This is a genomic window from Pseudomonas sp. GL_139_B, from assembly GCF_057834475.1.
The window spans coordinates 3,207,632-3,225,926 of the sequence record NZ_CM174403.1; the positions used below are offsets into that span (position 1 = coordinate 3,207,632).

An 18,295-nucleotide genomic window follows, 5' to 3' on the forward strand; every position below is an offset into this window, starting at 1 on the left:
CTGACGATGGGGACGGGCAGAGATCGGCCAAGAGCAGCCAGTCACGAATGTATCGTCGATGTGCTTCTGATCCTTAGGAAAAGAATGCACTTTCGACTGCTGCTGCGATTTCTCTGATTGAAGAGTTGAGTAAATCGCTGACGGCTTGATAGGGAAGCAGCCGTGCCTATGCGCGACGTTCTTTTTCGTCTTGGTAGTGTCTGAAAAATGAAGCACTGCGCCCCAACATCGTTGCGTTCAGTTGCTGCAAACAGACGCTTCGTATCGCCTCGGGAGTCATTTATCTCAACTACGCTCTCAAATCTAATCAGGGAGCCTGCCTGGCACTCTGATACGTAGGCTTATTGGCCGAGTAAAACACATGAAATCAGGGACACGCATGCTCTTCGTTGGCGCGCTGTATGGCGTCATTTCAGTGTCATTACTGACCGCCTGTGCAGGAAAGAACGACCCCATCAACGCTGCCAGCATGGCCGACAAAAAAGCGGGCATAGCGGCCCCCAGCATCACCGAGACCAAAGCCATTGCTGAAGAAGCATTCATCTACGGCCTGCCGCTGGTGATGAACTATGCCGTGATGAACGAGTTCGTTCTGAATAAGAACTCCGGGCAATACAAAGGCCCTTTCAACCAGCTTTTCAACGAAGCGCGTGTCTTTACCTATAAAGACACCGCCATTGTCACACCCAACAGCGATACACCATATTCCATGCTCTGGCTGGATCTGCGTGCTGAGCCCATCGTCATTTCCGTACCCGCAGTCGATAAAAAACGTTACTACTCAGTTCAGTTTATCGATGGCAACACTTACAACTACGGTTACATCGGCAGTCGCGCCACTGGGACGGAGCCTGGCGATTATTTAGTCGTAGGCCCTGAATGGAAGGGGGTAACACCTGTCGGAATCAAAAAAGTCTTCCACTCGACCACTCCCTTCGGCCTGACGGTCTTTCGCACTCAACTATTCAACGCAGCGGACATGCCGAACGTAGTCAAGGTTCAGGCGGGGTACAAGGTGCAGCCGCTTTCGGCATTCCTCAACACCCCAATCCCGCCGGCCGCGCCCAAAACTGATTTTCTGCCGGCCACGACCCTGGGAATCAAGGACAACTTCTATGAGTATCTGGACGCCGCGCTGACATTCGTGCCAGTAACCCCACGGGATAAAGAGCTTCGCACCAGACTCGCCAGCATTGGTATCGGCCCGGGTAAGACCTTCGAGTTCGAGGATCTTTCTCTGGAACACAAAGCCGCTGTTTTGCTTGGTATGAAAGATGGTGAGAAGAAAATTGAGATGTTTCTCACGTCAGGGCTTAAGCAAATCCATGGCTGGAAGGTTGGTTCTGTTTTTGGCGACGAAAACTTCTTCAATGGTAACTGGCTGATGCGTGCGACCGCTGCCAAAGCTGGTATCTACGGCAATGATGCTGTCGAAGCGGTGTATCCCATTGCCAGCAATGACGCAAAGGGTGAGCTGCTCGATGGCAGTGAACACAACTACACGCTGACCTTTCCAGCCGGGTATCTCCCGCCGGTCAATGCTTTCTGGTCGGTGACGATGTACGACGGCAAAAGCCAGCTCTTGATCAAAAATCCTATCAATCGCTATCTCATCAATTCGCCTATGTTGCCCAACATGAAAAAGAATGCCGATGGGTCGCTAACCCTCTATATCCAGAAGGACTCCCCCGGTAAGGCAAAAGAAGCGAACTGGTTGCCAGCTCCCAACGGCCCAATCTATCTGGTGATGCGCCTGTACTGGCCGAAGACGCAGCCACCTTCAATTCTTCCAGCGGGTTCCGGAACTTGGTCACCACCGGGTATTGTTCAGGCGAAGTAACGCTTCAACAATATAGTGACCTGATACGCAGGTCACTTTGACAGCCCGCTATGGGTCGATTAGCGACCACTACGCATTGTGACTGATCCGCCCTTGTCCTCCCTCAACCCGGAGGACAAGCCATGAACACTATTGCTTTACGTCACCATCAGCCTTGGAACAAGGGAAAGCTTGTCGGGCAGAAAGCCCCGCTCCGAATCAGCAGTTCAACTCTTGCTGGGACATACGAAGCTTGAAAGCACCGTCAGGTACTTGGGCATCGAGGTCGATGATGCCCTGGAAATGGCAGAGCAGACAGAAGTCTAAACATCCACAGCGACGGTCTACGACAGACCGTCGCTATCCGACCCATAGCTGCCGTTGGCCAACGGCGGAATTATCTTTGCTTATTGTGTTGAAAGTAGAGCTTTTCGTCGCCATACCGAGACGTCACGATCTTGGAATTTAGAACCAGTTGGCCTAAAAGTTTAGCCTGCTCGACCGTCTCGCCTTTATCCAAGGCGTAAACGTCGTACAGCACCTCTCCGGCAGGGAAGTCAGTCAACTTTATTCGAAAGTCATCCTGCATTGTCACCCCGTTGAAGCGAGCAGCAGCTGCCGGCCGCGGCTTAAAAAGAAGTTGGTAAGGCACCCTTGGCGCAGCCACTTTAGAGCCATCGACGTTAATATCGGCCAGATGCTCAACAGTCAAGTGACCGGGATCTGAATCTCTAGCCCCAAAACGTATGGCTGCCCGTTCAAAGAAACCGGCGAGTAAACGCGTCGCAAAAGAGCCTGCGGGAGGAATGATGTTGCTGAAAGTCTTCTCGAAGAAGTTGTATCCCTCTTGGCCATCGATGGAATTCATAACCTGTAAGTTGACTGACGGGTGATTACCATCAATGAAAAACTTCAAAGCTAAGGCTGGCACAGAGTGGGTATCCGTCGGCTTAGTCGCCAACGAAAGACGACCAATCACGCAGTCGCTGCCGCTTTGGAAGATGCCAGTATAGGGACTCGCCACTGCACGGTTAGCCACAAACCGGAAGCGCGCCTCTGCACCAAATGCATGCACCAATTTGCGCCGCCCTTGCTCCAGCTCATCTCCTTGCGCAGTCAGCGACTTAACCGTAAAACTCGGCATTGCCAAGGTTAAGGTATCGCCGATGCTTGGCGCAGTCAGCGCTGGGAGTTCAGAACCGTAGAACGAAGGCACAATCTTGTTATTCCAGATGAAATCCTCCTTTTGACACGCCGATTGAGACCGTGCTAAGGCATCCCCAGTGATTGATAACGTCTGAACGTTGGAGGGTTGGCAGCCCGTTGTCGTGAATACAAAAAAGGCGGATAAGAGGGGACTTGCTTTTCTCAATGGCATCGTCTGGCTCCGAGTATTCCCTGCCGATGTATGTGCAATAGCTACGATCTCCGTACAACACGGCAGATTGGTGTCTTCGGTTCTCCTCCATCGAGCAGCACCGGTACCACTGCTCGCATACCGAGCGGGTTGCGCATCAATGCTTCCGAGCTCCGCGGAGCATCCTCGGAGCTTCTTAGTTCAGGTAAACCAGCCTGACTGGGGATTGCTGTTCAAACCGGCACGACCGCTGATTTCAAAGCAGCCGCACTGTTGGCGCTGATTGAAAACTGACCCACTCTGCCGATTGAAAATTGACCAAGGACGGATTGCTGATTTTTGCCCCAGCAATTGTGGATAAGCTTAGCAGCAGTTGTTCGGCATTGAGATGATCGAAAGCGTGGGCAGAAGTCATGCCGCCGATTTTGCCAGAGCCCACAAAAAGCGACGATAGACTGATAGGACAATTGTGCTGGCAGGCTGGCCGTGGCAGGCATTTACAATACCGTAATTGCTCCGTCTGGCCCGATTCTTTGCCACGGCAAGCCCAGCACTAGGGCTTGTAGTTGTTCAGTGATCAACTCAACTTCCGACCCGTGTCGAGGGCCAGACCAGAAGAATTTCCCCTGATGCAGGCGACGGGCAGCCAACCAGATACCCAGCCCGTCAGTTCCGGCAGTAGACCAAACATAGTCACTCATTTGCTATCGCTCCGTTCACCGGCTGCTTCTGGCCGATTTCTGCCCATCACCGCGGGCAGCAATCAATCCATGACATTAAAGGCGGGAAAAGTAAATCTGCCCCCCTGCCCGGCCGTCCCCTTTTCCAGCCCAGGAGAAGTAATTACCTTTACTCAATCAAACGGCCAAACACCTGAATTTCTTCTAAGTTCGGATGATCCACATTTGGCTCACTCCCCCCGTAAGTGGATAGCAATTTAATTTTTAGATACTTTGCCGTAACGGGTGAGAACCTGAATTCCTGGTAGGGGGACTTAATTATTTTAAAATTTTTGGTCTCGAATTTATCGATGAGTTCGAATGGTCCTGTTGGAGATGTCCTCCCGGCAAATAACTCAAACTCCTTGATGTTATTGTCACTTGTTCCTCCAATCAAAACCTTGAACATTTCTATGGTTGCAGTTTTTTCATCTTTGAACGCAAAGACTGCCTGATTTTGTGCCCCGAGCCCGTAGTCAATTTGATTAAAGTCTTCTTTCCCGTCGATTGTGCCGAGCCATTGGTCGCCGGACACCAAAACTGCGTGGCCGCCATTATCCGGGGCAAGTAGATTCACTAGTTGTGACGATGACAGTACTTGGTGCTCTGTCGTTTTCGTAGCGTTCTGATCTGGTTTCGCACCTGTTTCTTCCGTTGCTATGGTAGGAGGAGTGATGATTTTAGACTTCCACTCGCTGGGATCGAGCAGGCCAATAGTGTGAAGTACCGCAAGTAAGCTCGCGACGGCCGTGATGAAACCCGTTATGGCAGTAAGTACACCCGGCAAAGTTTTCCACCAATTACTCGACTTCGGTTCGTCCGCCATAAAATACTCCCTTGGCTCAACTCTGATTCGGGGCCAGATTGGGGGCGTCTTCTCTGGCAAGGTGGATAATGTTACTCGCTCTCTCGTCCTCCCCTGCCAAACAAGCCTGGCGTGGTGACACTACCATTGCCCCTGTAGGGGGTTACACACGATGGCGGAAGTTTCAGTCTGCTCGAACAGCTCCAGCTGCAAATCAAGCATAGCTAAACATTTGTCATCGCATCGGCGACCGGCTGCTTCTGGCCCAGAGTGGGTATAAACGCTCATGACCTCATCGTTTTCGATCATCGACGTTCGTTGACTGAGCGAACCGCGAATCGCATCAGTCGCGACCTGGAAGGTGTCAACGCCGTTTTTACAGCCTCAGGGATGGGCCAGAATCAGCCTTTTTTGGCTGACAGTGCCGTCATCAAACCGCGAGCACCGATGCAGAGTCGACAAACCTCATCACCCCTGTTCCAGCTTGCAACGCTCAGACGTAAGCATTTCGATTGACCGCTCTTTGATACGGTAAAAGGCCAAGCATTGACCATACTGAACTCTAATCCGATCTCCCTGCCCCGTCGGTAAGCGAACATGAGCAAAGTATGGAGTAGCAGTCCCAAGTTAGCGCTGCTGCTAACGCTGTGTTGGCTCAACACGGCCCTGGCACAGACCCAGCCTGAACTGCCTGCCGTCGAACTGACACCCGCCGAAGAAGCCGAAGTGCAAAAACTGGTATTGCCGGTTCTGCCTGACTGGGTTGGAGATTTCGAGGGTATGCGCGAGCGCCGGCTGATCCGGGTGCTGGTGCCTTACAGCAAGACGTTTTTCGAGCTTGATCGTGGGCGCCAGCGAGGCTTGAGCTATGAATTGGGCAAGGGGCTCGAAGCCTGGTTGAACAAGACTCAGCCCTACGGCAAAAAATCCATGCAATGGCGCGTCATGTTCATCCCCACCGCCCGAAACGAACTGATGCCTGAGCTGAGGAAAGGCGTGGGTGATATCGCTGCCGGCGGGCTCACAGTGACCGAAGAACGGCTCAAAGAGGTGGATTTCGCCGACCCGTTCGCGGTGAATATTCCGGAAATTCTGGTCACCGCCCCCGGCAGCAAACCGCTTGAGAAACTCGAAGACCTGTCCGGTCAGGAAATCACTGTTCGGGCGTCCAGCAGCTACTACGAGCATTTGCAGGCGTTGAATGCCTCCTTCAAACAGCAAGGCCTGGCCCCCATCGACCTGAAAGCGGCCGACGAAAACCTGGAGTCCGAAGACCTGCTGCAAATGGTCAATGCCGGGTTGCTCAAGGCCACCGTGGTTGATCGCTATATCGCGAAAATCTGGGCGCCGCTGTACACCGACATGAAGATTCACGAAGAGATTGTTCTGCATGACAACTCCGAGTTTGCCTGGGCGATTCGCAAAGACAGTCCGCAGCTGAAAAGCCAGCTGGCAGAGCTCGTCAAAACCCACAAGGTCGGCACCGCGTTCGGCAACAGCCTGAGGACCAAATACGTCACTAACAGCAGCAAACGGGTGCTCAACGCCACCTCCGAAGCCGAGTTGAGAAAATTCCAGGAGATGGTGGAGATCTTCAGCCATCACGCCAGCACCTACGGGTTCGATCACCTGATGCTCATGGCCCAAGGCTTTCAGGAGTCGCAACTCGATCAGAAGGCCCGTAGCCCCAGAGGTGCGGTCGGGGTGATGCAACTGCTGCCCAAAACTGCTTTGGACCCTACCGTAGCAATCGGTGGTATCGACAAAAGTGCCGATAAAAACATCGAAGCCGGCAGCAAATACATGCGACTGCTCGCGGACAAGTACTTGAGCGACCCGCAATTGACGCAGATGAATAAAACCCTGATGACCTTTGCCGCCTATAACGCCGGGCCGGGCAACCTGCGCAAATTCCGGGCGTTGGCGGAAAAGTCCGGGCTGGATAAGAACATCTGGTTCGGCAATGTCGAGCAGGCGGCGGCGCAAGTGGTCGGCCGGGAAACAGTGGATTACGTCGGCAACATCTACAAGTACTACGTGGCGTACAAGCTTGTAGAAGAAAAATCAGTATCAAACGCTGGCAAAACCGTTCCGTAATGGCAAATGGCTGCGGCACCGTATGTCTCCCATCCCTTTAGACAGCAGCTTTCAGCCTGGAAAGTTCTAAATATCGGCCTACGCTACACTTGTCCAATAGTGGGCTTTTTGTACAAAGGAATGATTCAACGCACGGTTTGAGGACTGCCACTATGCAAGTCGTACCTCGTCGATTTTCCGGATTGCATTTGCGCCCACAGCGACAATCGCTGGCATTGGAGCCGCGAATTTTGTTCGATGGGGCCGCAGCCTCGGCAGCGGCCGATCAACATCACAGCGATCCCGCTGCGCCCGCCGATGCCGCAGTCACTCACTCGGCTACGCCCATAGAAGGACGGCCCGCCCCTGAGCAGCCAGCCCCGTCGGCTGTCCGTACGCTGTTGGTGCTCGACAGCCGCATCGAAAATCGCGATCAACTGCTCGCCCAATTGCCTGGCAACGTCACGGCCCTCGTGGTCAACGTCGGTGAAGATGGCGTTGCAGCGATTTCGGCAGCACTGGCGCAACTGGGCAAAGTGGATTCGATTCAAGTCATGTCCCACGGCGCGGCCGGGCAATTTACCTTGGGCAACCGCACCATCACCTCGGACAACGTCGACCAGCTCAGCCAGACCCTCGGACAATGGCGCAACAACCTGACCCAGGGCGCCGATATCCAGCTTTATGGTTGCGACATCGGTGCCGGGCCGGCGGGTAAAACCCTGGTCACCGAACTGGCGCGCTGGACCGGGGCCGATGTTGCGGCCTCTAGCAACGACACCGGCAGCACCAAGGCCGGTGGAGATTGGACGCTGGAAACCAGGGTCGGCGATATCGACAAGAGCATCGCCATCAGCAGCGCGGCCATGGCGAGCTTCAACGGGTTGCTGGCGGATGCCGCGCCCACAGCCACCCTGCCCACCGCCGGCAGCGACGTGTTGCTGGGGGATCGCTTCAGTTTCACCGTGAACTTCAGCAACACCTCGGCTCAGGCGGGGTTTGCGCCTTTTATCAACCTGGCACTGCCGGCCACCGGCAGGGATGGCGATGACGGGGTCAATTTCATTTCTGCCACCTATCTGGGGCAAAACCTGATCAGCCATGTGGTGACATTCGATGCCGCCGGCAACGCTACGCACCCGCTGGCCAAAGATGCCAATGGCAACTTCCTGATCATCAACGCGGCGACTTACGGCATGCGCGCCGGCGACAAATTGGTGGTCATCGAACTGCCGTTTGCCAGTGTCACCAACCTGCAACCGGTGATCCCGGTACAAGTCACCGCCAGCCTCAGCAATCTGGCCGACACCAGCTTCTCCAATGGCACCCCGGACCTGACCCTCCGAGCCAGCGGTGGTTTTGAGTTCGGCAACGACGCCCAGGACAACCCGCTCAATGACCCGAGCCTGATCCAGGCCGGCACGGCGGCGTTTGTGGTGCATCCAACGGTCTTGACCTTTGACGAGACCCTGAATACCCCCGAGGGTGAAACCGCCACCGGCCCGAACTACGGCCGGACATTGACCCTCTCGGTCACTCCGGCACCGGGCCAAACCCTGTCCAACGTCAGCGTTACGCAACCCTTGCCGGATAATGTTCAGGTCACCGCCATCACCCCAGGTGCCGGCGGCCGGCTGACGTCGATCACCCTGCACGATGGCACCGTGGTCACCAATCCGGTGCAAATCGCTGCGCTGATAGCCGCCAATGACGTGTTCATCAATTCGTTCACCGTCGTATACGACAGCCTCAGTGCCAAGACCGATACGGTCGTGGCGTTTTATGTACCGCAAGTCGACGCCAATGGCCAGCCGATCATCAACCCGGTCAGCGGCGATGCCGTCACCATTACCCTGGGCGCGCCCAGTGCGACCGGCCAATGGGTGCCGCTGGACCCACGGGACGTCACGGCCCCTGCCACGACCATCGATTTCAGCGGCACCGGACGCCCCACCGACTTCGTCGCCAAGTCGATCACACTACTGAAGACAGCGACGTTGCAGACCGACATCGGTCATACCGGCATCACCCCCGGCGATACACTGCAGTACACCCTGAACCTGGCGGTTTCCGACTACTTCGCCTTCGGTAAAGACTTTTTCAACGAAGGTCAATTGGTCATTCGCGACCAGCTCAGTGACGGCCAGACGCTGACAGGCACGCCAACGCTGACGGTGACCATCAACGGTGTCACGCAAACCATTACCTTGGTCTCCACCTTCGTCACCAATACCGACGGCAGCACGTCGCTGGCATTCGACATCGCCCAGTCGTTGCGCAATGCGTTTTCCAACCTCCGCGGCTGGCTCAACGGCGACCTGGCCTTCGATGATAGCCTCCAAGGCGCGATGCTGGCGGTGCTCAGCTATTCGGCCATTGTCGGCCAGACCTACAAACCGCCGTCGGGCAACCCGCAACCGGAAATCAACGAAGGCGACGAACTGAGCAACAGCGCCGTGGTTGACGGGACGTTGCTGCAAGACCCATTCAACCTTACGGGGCAGAGTGAAGCCGACACGTCCGCGACCACCAGCGTGATTCCCACCAGCAACGTCGACATTCAATTGGTAGCCGTTAACGACGGCGCCCCGCCAAGCAACGGCGAACTGCGGCCCGGCGATGAAGTGACCTTCGAACTCAGCTACGACCTGGTCACCGGTGATTACGAGCAGTTCAAACTCACCGCTTACCTGCCGCTGCCATTGTTCAATGTTGCGGGCGTAGTCTGGGGTTCCGGTTCTGATGCCGGGCAGTGGCAACTGGGCCCAGGCAACACCAACGCCGGTGGCGTCATCACCGTCACCAGCAGTGACGGCAACTCGGTGGTGTTCGATTTCGGCAGCTTTGCCACCGCCACGACTACCGGCACCCGCATCGTCATCCGGTTTACCTTGAGAGTCGGCGATCAGCCGTTCGGCGATCAGCGCTCTCTGGATGTGCTGGCGCAGTCGAGTCAGCAAACCACCCTCACCGATCGCACGCTGATTTCCTCCGACGTGGTTGCCATCGTTTCCGTGGCCGAACCAGTGCTGGCGATCAAGCATGGCGTGGTGTCAGGCACCAACGGCACGGTGAGCAACACCACGGGCAGCTGAAATCCGCCGGGCAGCACCGGCGTACCGTTCAATGGCAGCATTACCGACCTGGCAGCCGTGGATGGCAACATTATTAACATCGACGGCGGCGACCGCCTGCGCCTGGTCACAGCGATTGAAAACACCGGCGGCGGTGGCGCCTTCGACGTCAGCACCAACATCACCCTGCCCACCGGGCTGAGCTTTGTCGGTGGCAGTCTCGCAGCAGCCAACCTGCAAATTTACCGGGGTGATGGCACCTTGCTGGTGCTCGGCACTGATTACAGCGTGAACGGCAATCAAATCACCTTCCTTGATGCCGGCGGCCTGGCCACCCTCCTCGCCGGGCGCAGCGGCACCACCGCCGACACCAGCGGCGCCAATCTGGTGGTCATCAGTTACGACGTGGTGGTCAGCGCGACCATCGAAGCCAGTCGCACGCTGCAATCGAACGCGACACTGAGCAATTACGCCAGCGTCAACGGCGGCACTGACTTCACCCCGGCCGACCTCACTGACCTCGCCAACCAGGAGGTCGCCGCCCCGGTCATTACCAAAGTCTTCGCCGGCGGCACGCTGGACAATGGCGACTCCAGCGCCAGTCACACCACCGGTGCTGATCTGGTGATCGGCGAAAGCATGCGCTACGACATCGTCATCACCCTGCCCGAAGGCAGTACGCAAAACCTGCGTATCCAGGATTTGATTCCACCAGGCATGCGCCTGGACACCAGTTTCAATGGTGGCCTGGGTTACCAGATCATCACCACTCGCGCTGGCAGTGGTGCGCTTGGCGCCGATTTTGCCGGCAGCGTGGTCATCAGCGGGTTCGTCGGTCAAGGCGGTACATTGGGCGGCGATGGCGTCGATGGGCTGTGGACATTCAGCGTGTCGAGCGTGTCGGCCGACAATCAGACCGGCAACAATACCTTCGTGATTCGCCTGCAGCTGGTGGCCAATAACGTCATCGCCAACCAGGCGAACTTTTCCCTGCAAAACAACGCGCAATTGACTTATAGCGACCCGGACAGCGACACACCCAACGGCACCGTGGCGGTGGATCGCAATGTTGCACTCAGCGGTGGCCAACCTACGGTGACCGTGCGCGAGCCGACGCTGGTCGTCACGCAAAACCTGACCTCGACTTCGGGCCTGGGTGGTTACGATCAGGGCGACACAGTCACGTTCACCATCACCTTGAGCAACGGTGCCGGTAGCAATGACTTCAATGCCTTCGACATCAGTTTTCTAGACAATCTGCCGACGCAATTAAGCAACATCACCCTCGTCGGCGTGTTCTATCAAAACGGTGCAACCAATAATGGCGGCGTCGACTTTGAGTTGGTCAACGGCCAGTTGCGCACGGTCAGTGGCGCCAATATCGACATCAGCAAGGGTGGCAGCATCGTCTTGAGCCTGTCCGGCGTGGTCAACGCCACGGCGGCCTCCCAGTCCAACTTCGCCAACGTGGCGACCGTGCAATGGACCAGCCTCGATGGCACGCAAAGCGGCGAGCGTACCGGGGTCGATGGTTCGCTCAACGGCGGCACGCTCAATGATTACCGCAATGCTTCGACACTGATCGTACCCGTCGCGCAAGCCATGCAGATCTCGCGGGTCGGTGGTTTGCCCGACAGCCCTGCCCCGGCTCCTACCACCGCGCCCCAGGAAGCAGTGGCCATCGGCGAAGTGATCCGTTATCGGGTGGTGGTATTGGTACCTGAAGGCAACAACCCCAATTATCAGGTACAGATCACCCTGGCAAACGGGCTGCAATTCATCTCACCGGATGCGTTGGTAAATGCCTTGCGCATCGGTTTCATTTCCGGTGGCGGGTTGACCAGCGATGCCAACCTGATCGTCGGCGGCACGTTAAACATCAATGGCAACGAAAACAGCCCCGAGGCGTTGCCGATTACTGCCGACTTGCTCGGCCTTGGCCCCAACGGCGTGTTCGACCCGAGCCGCGTGACCATTGTCACTAACCCCGATGGCAGTCAAGTGATCACCTTTAACCTCGGTAATGTGGTGAACGGTGGTGTACCGGACGCAGACCTGGAAGGCATCGTCATCGAGTTCAACGTGCGAGTCACCAATCTGGCCAGCAATATTGCCGGCGCGCAGCTGGGCGCCAGCGCCCACGAAATCGTCAACGGCCTCGGCCGCGCCAACAGCAATACGGTGTTTGAAAAAATCGTCGAACCGAGCTTCAGCGGCCTGGACAAACAAATCGTCGCCTTCGACCCCAACCCGAGTGGCACCACCGGCAGCGCCACGGTGCAACTCAGTTTCACCCAGAATGGCGGCCTGCCGGCCTTCGACGCGCAAGTCAGTGACAGCTTTGCCGGTGGCAGCAACTACACACTGCTCAGTGTCACCATCAATGGCGTCAGTTTCGGTCCGGGCAACCTGCCCAGCGGCGTCACGTTTAGTACCACGGGCGGTGTCAGCGTCAATTTCGATCAACTGGACGTCGGCGCTCAGATTCAGGTCCGGTATCAAGTCACCCTGCCCAATTCAGTCATTGTCGCCAGCAGCAATGCGACGCTGACGTGGAGCAGCTTGCCCGAAGACTTCACCAGTTGGGGCGGTAACTTCGTCGGCATCGACGGCACGGTCAACGGTGAACGCACCGGCAGCACTGTGGGCCCGAACCAGTACATTCTGCGCGACAACGCCGGGCTCGGTGTTATCAGCGGCACTTTATGGGACGACACCGCCACCCCGACCGCCAGCAGCACGCCTGACGGTGCGGGCCTTGCCGGACAAACCGTGACCCTGACCTGGGCTGGTGCCGATGGAAGACTGGACACCACGGCCGATAATCTGCAATTCACCACCATCACCGACAGTAACGGCCAGTACCACTTTGGCGTCTTGCCGTTGGGTGTGTTCCGCATCGACGTGCCCGCCGGGCTGATCAGCTACCCGCAACCCTTGGGTGACCTGCGGGTGCGGGTGGACAGCGATGCCAGCACGCTCGGGCAAATCACCATCACCCTGGGCGACGCGGCCACCCAGAGCGCCAATGCCGGGTACGTCGAACAGAACGACGCACCGGTCAACGCCCTCCCCGGCACCCAGCAAGGCCAGGAAGATGTGGTGCTCAATATCGGTGCAATCAGCATCGCCGATGTGGATGCCGATCGTGATCCGAATGTCGCCGACCGGAACCTGACCGTGACCTTGAGTGTGGTAAACGGTACGTTGTTCCTGGGTGCAACCGTGCCCGGCGTGACGGTCAACGGCGCCAACACCGCCACCCTGACCCTGAGCGGGACCTTGGCCAATCTTAATACGGCGCTGGCCAACCTGCGCTACCTGGGCAATCCGAACTTCAATGGCACCGATACGTTGACCGTAGTCAGCAACGACCAAGGTAACTACGGCGATGCCAATAACGACGGCCTGCCTGGCGGCGCAGGTGATGCACTGACCGACACCGACAGCCTGCAAATCATCCTCGCCCCGGTCAACGATACGCCGGTCGCTGTCAATGACAGCGCCATCGCCGTAGAAGCCGGAGGTACCAACAACGCGGTCATCGGTATCGATCCTGTTGGCAACCTGGTGACCAACGACACCGATGTCGACATCGCCACCAATGCCGACCAGTTGCACGTAGTGTCGGTCGGTCCGGGCGCCGGTATCCAGACGCCGATCAACGGGGTGGTGGTCATCGTCGGCCAGTTCGGGCAGTTGATCGTAGGCAGCAATGGCGCGTATCAATACGTGGTCGATAACAACAACCCGACGGTGCAGGCGCTGCGTCTGTCCGGGCAGACCTTGATCGATAGTTTCAACTACGTGGTCAGTGACATTGCGGGTGCCACGGCGACCGCTACCCTGACCGTGACTATTCAGGGCGCCAACGACACGCCGGTGGGCGTGGATGACCCGGACATTGCTGTCGAGGCTGGCGGCGTGTTTAACGGCACACCTGGCATTAATCCCATCGGCAATGTTTTGACCAATGACGCCGACGTGGACAGCACGGCCAACGGCGAAACCAAAACCGTGACGGCGATTCGTCCAGTGGCAGAGGCAGGAACCGCCGACTTTACCCCCGTCACCGTCGGCACCGCTATTACGGGTCTTTACGGCACGCTGACCATCAACCCCGATGGCAGTTACCAGTATGTGGTTGATAACAACAACCTCACGGTCCAGCGACTCAGCGCTGGAGAACAGTTGGTCGAGTTCTTCAGCTACCGCGTCACCGACACCGGCGGGCTCAGTGATGTGGCGCAGCTGCGCATCGTGGTCCAGGGAGCCAATGACAACCCGGTGGCCAGCGACGATCAGGCCCAGGCGCAAGCGGCGTCCACCAATGGCGACGCCGCTGAAAGCAACCCGACCGGTAACGTTGTCCAGTTTCCTAGCCGGCCGGGCACCATCGACCAGCCGGGCGGCAATGGTGTCGATCAGGACGTCGACGCGGCCGACCGCCCCAGCAGTCAGTTGCTGGTCAATGGCGTGATCAATAAGAGCGAAGCCACTTATAACCCGGCGATCGATGTGTTGAGCGGCGTCGCGACGGGCACCACCTCGGCCAACGGCACTGTGGTGGTGGGCCTGTTTGGCACCTTGCACATCGGCGCCGATGGCTCGTACCTCTACGATGTCGACAGCACCAACGCTACCGTTCAGGCGTTGGCACCAGGGCAAACCCTGACCGAGTTCTTCACTTACCGTATCACCGACACCACCGGTTTGACCGACACCGCGCAGCTGGTCATTACGGTACACGGGGTCAACGACCCTCCCGTGGCGCAGAACGTCGTGGCCGTCGCCACCGAACAGGGCGGCATCAATAACGCCACGGCTGGTGTAGACCCGACGGGTGATGTGACCGCATCTGCGTTCGATCCGGATGGCGATCCACTGACCGTCACGTTTATTCGGTCCGGCGCCGAAAGTGCCGGCGGCACGCCCGTTGCCGTGGTGACCGGGGGCACGGTGATCAACGGCTTGTACGGCACGTTGACCATTCACCCCGACGGCAGCTACAGCTACGCGGTCGACAATACCAATCCGGACGTGCAAGCCCTGCGCCTGGGCAGCAACCTGCTGCTCGAACGCTTTACGTACACCATCAGTGACGGCGTAAACCCGACGCCGGAAATCGACAACGCGGAAATCATCGTGCTGATTCGTGGCGCCAACGACAACCCAGTGGCCAATGATGACAGCGCCATCGCCGTCGAGGCTGGCGGCCTGAACAACAATCTGCCTGGTATTGACCCCACCGGTAATGTGCTGACCAACGACACGGATGTGGACGGTGGCGAAACCCCTACCGACCTGCCCGCCCATGACTATGGGGAAACCCGTGCAGTGTCCTCGGTACGTACCGGCACTGAGTTAGCCGGCAGCGGAACCGCAGGCACCCTTGGCACAGAATTACGCGGCACTTACGGCTGGCTGACGCTAAACACCGACGGCAGCTACAGCTACCGTCTGGACAACAGCATGGCCGAAGTCCAGGCACTACGGGCCGGCGACACCCTGGCCGACGCGTTCAGCTACACCGTCATCGACGCCATTGGCACTGAGGACCGTGCCACCCTGACCATCACCATCCAGGGCCGCAATGACACGCCGGTCGCGCAGAACGACGCCAACACCGCCATCGAAGCCGGCGGTTTGAACAACATCAGACCCGGCATCAACCCCAGTGGCAACGTGCTGGCCAATGACAGCGACGTTGATGACAATGCCCAATCGCTGAGTGTGATCGACGTCCGTCAGGGCACCAGCGTCGGTACCATCGGCACCGGTCTGGCCGGGGCTTTTGGCACCTTGACCCTGAACGCCGACGGCAGCTACACCTACATCGTCGATAACAACAACCCACAGGTCGAATCCCTGCGCACGCTGTTTGATACGTTGACGGAAACCTTCACTTATCAGATTCGTGACCTCGCGGGCGCGACCAGTACAGCCACGCTGACCATCACAATACGCGGCACCGACGACGACCCTAGAGCGGATAACGTCTTCACCATCGCCGTCGAAGCCGGTGGCACGGCCAATGGCACGCCGGGTGTGAGCCCCAATGGCAACGTCCTGGCCAACGATACCGATGTCGACGCCAGCGACAACAAGACGGTGACCGGCATCCGTGGCGGCGGCGAAGCCAATGGCGGCACCTTCGTCACGGTCGGTACCCTGCAAGTCATCAATGGGCTGTACGGCACCTTGACCATGGCCGCCGACGGTATCTATCGCTATGTGATCGACAACAATCTGGCTGCCGTGCAGGCGCTCAAGGTGGGCGACACGCTGGTGGAAACCTTCACCTACCGGATGCGCGACACCGAAGGCGCCACGGACATTGCTCAACTGACCATTCTCATTACGGGTGCCTGGGATGCGCCGGTGGCGAATAACGACACGGCCTTGGCGGTGGCGGACGATGGCGCTGGCAACAGCGTCAACCCGTCCGCTAATGTGTTGCCCAACGACACCGACGTCGACCAGGGCGACGCCTTGCACGTCAGCGCCATTCGCTTCGGCACCGAAGCAGCGGGCGGCACCCTGATCGCCGTCAACTCCGGGACCGACAACACCAACGGCACGTTGATCAACGGACTGTATGGGCAATTGATCATCGGCGCCGACGGCAGCTACACCTACAACGTCAATTCCAGCAACCCCACCGTGCTGGCGCTGGGTCCATTACAATTTCTCGATGAACATTTCACCTATCAAGTGACCGACCTGGGCGGCGAAAGCGATCTGGCGGAAATTCACATCATCGTTCGCGGGCGTAATTCGCCTCCGGTTGCCAATTCGGATACGGCGACCGCCGTCGAAGCCGGCGGCATCAACAACAGCCAGAGTGGTATCAACCCCACTGGCAACGTGATCAGCAACGACACCGACATCGAAGACAATGCCCTCACGGTCACGGCCATTCGTACTGGTGCGCTTGGCACTCCTGGCACCGGTGGTGTGCTCGGGACCGTGCTGCGAGGTCTGTATGGTGACCTGGTGATCAATGCCGACGGCAGCTGGAGTTACACGGTCGATAACAATCTGGCGGTGGTGCAAGCGCTGCGCCAAAGCGGCCAGACACTGACCGACGTCTTTAGCTACACCTTGTCCGACATTTTTCGCGCCAGCAGTCAGGCCGAGTTGCGCATCACGGTCTATGGCCGCAACGACACACCGGTCGCTCAGGACGATACCTCCACCGCCGTCGAAGCCGGTGGCGTGGCCAATGGTACGCCCGGCAGTAACGCCACGGGCAATGTGCTGGTCAACGACACCGATGTCGACAGCGTGGCCAATGGCGAAAGCAAGCAGGTGCTGAGTGTCACGGGTGAAAACGGCCAAACCAGTGGTGCGGGGCAAGTATTGATCGGGCGTTACGGGCAACTGCTACTCAATGCCGATGGCAGTTACACCTACCTGATCGACAACAGCAACCCTACGGTTCAGGCCTTGCGCACGGCGGGCGAAACCCTCAGCGAAACCTTCACTTATCGCATGACCGACACTGCCGGTGCGACGTCTGATGCGCGTCTGACGGTGGTGATTCAAGGCGCCAACGATGCCCCGGTGGCGCGCAATGACAGTGCTATTGCGACCGATCAAACCCTTGCGCCGCAAGTGACCGGCAATGTTCTGCCCAATGACAGCGACGTGGATGGCAACGACCAGTTGCATGTGGTGGCTGTGCGCACCGGCACCGAAGCAGGCTCAGGCACGGAGGGCGTGATCGGTCAGCCGATTCGTGGTCTCTACGGCACGCTGGTGCTCAACGCCGATGGCAGCTACACCTACACCATCGACCAGAACAACCCGCAAGTGCTCGCCGCGGCAGGACTGGGTCAAGTGCTGCGCGACGTATTCACCTACACCATTAATGACCGCAACGGGGTCAGTGACCAGGCCGAGCTGGCGATTCTTCTGGACATCACCACGCCGTTCATTCAAGCGCCGCAAAGCAACTTTTTCGACCTCGATCTGAACCGCCAGCACCGCGACCTGTTGTTGCCCGATCCGGTGCCGGCGGTCTTCGTAACGCCCGTGGTCGAACGCGCCGCCGAGGCGTTGGCAGTCTCGACCTGGAACACCGATGGCAGCAACTTGCGCCTGGGCTCCTCCGGCGAGTTCACCAGCGATTCGCTGGGCAACGGCCTGGGGTTGGTACCAGGACAATACGTCGCCCAAGCCGTGGGCGAAAGCCGACGCGAAAGTGAACTGGAACAGGCCTGGTTTCTTGGTCGTCACGGCCGGGTCGGTCTGACTGCCGATGGCCTATTGAGCGACCCGTCGTTGTTCGCCATCGACTCCGCCGACTTGACCCACGGTCCGGCACAGTCGCAAACCACTGCGCAGCCTCGCCCGGCTCGGGGCTTCAGTGCCCAGTTGCGCAATGCCGGCCAGCGCTTGCACCCGACCAGCCGGGGTAATTGATGCGTACGACTATAAAAA

General features: G+C 58.0%; 5 protein-coding genes and 1 pseudogene. 3 read left to right on the forward strand and 3 right to left on the reverse strand.

Annotation, left to right across the window (positions count from 1 at the left end; genetic code table 11):
• The first annotated feature begins 379 nt into the window (after window positions 1-379).
• Window positions 380-1,840, forward strand: a complete 1,461-nt coding sequence (locus AC3ISI_RS14650) for a DUF1254 domain-containing protein (RefSeq protein ID WP_489332570.1) — start codon at window positions 380-382, stop codon at window positions 1,838-1,840.
• 376 nt (window positions 1,841-2,216) lie between these two features.
• Here the strand turns inward: AC3ISI_RS14650 and AC3ISI_RS14655 are convergent, their stop codons facing one another.
• From AC3ISI_RS14655 to AC3ISI_RS14665, 3 genes are all read right to left on the reverse strand, one after another.
• A complete protein-coding gene (locus AC3ISI_RS14655) occupies window positions 2,217-3,197 on the reverse strand; it encodes a hypothetical protein (RefSeq protein ID WP_489332571.1) in 981 nt (326 codons plus the stop codon).
• A 476-nt stretch (window positions 3,198-3,673) separates the two neighbouring features.
• The gene (tnpB, locus tag AC3ISI_RS14660; RefSeq protein ID WP_489332572.1) at window positions 3,674-3,877 is read right to left on the reverse strand and encodes an IS66 family insertion sequence element accessory protein TnpB; all 204 of its coding nucleotides are present in this window, start codon (window positions 3,875-3,877) and stop codon (window positions 3,674-3,676) included.
• A gap of 148 nt (window positions 3,878-4,025) precedes the next feature.
• Window positions 4,026-4,721, reverse strand: coding sequence for a discoidin/SUN/FTP domain-containing protein (locus AC3ISI_RS14665; protein ID WP_489332573.1), 696 nt, complete (start codon window positions 4,719-4,721; stop codon window positions 4,026-4,028).
• A gap of 576 nt (window positions 4,722-5,297) precedes the next feature.
• Between AC3ISI_RS14665 and AC3ISI_RS14670 the strand changes: the two genes are divergently transcribed.
• Both AC3ISI_RS14670 and AC3ISI_RS14675 read left to right on the forward strand, forming a co-directional pair.
• On the forward strand, window positions 5,298-6,797 hold the full coding sequence (locus AC3ISI_RS14670) for an MltF family protein (RefSeq protein WP_489332574.1): 1,500 nt from the start codon (window positions 5,298-5,300) through the stop codon (window positions 6,795-6,797).
• Between the two features lie 152 nt (window positions 6,798-6,949).
• Window positions 6,950-18,277: pseudogene (locus tag AC3ISI_RS14675) on the forward strand (cadherin-like domain-containing protein).
• Window positions 18,278-18,295: the final 18 nt, after the last annotated feature.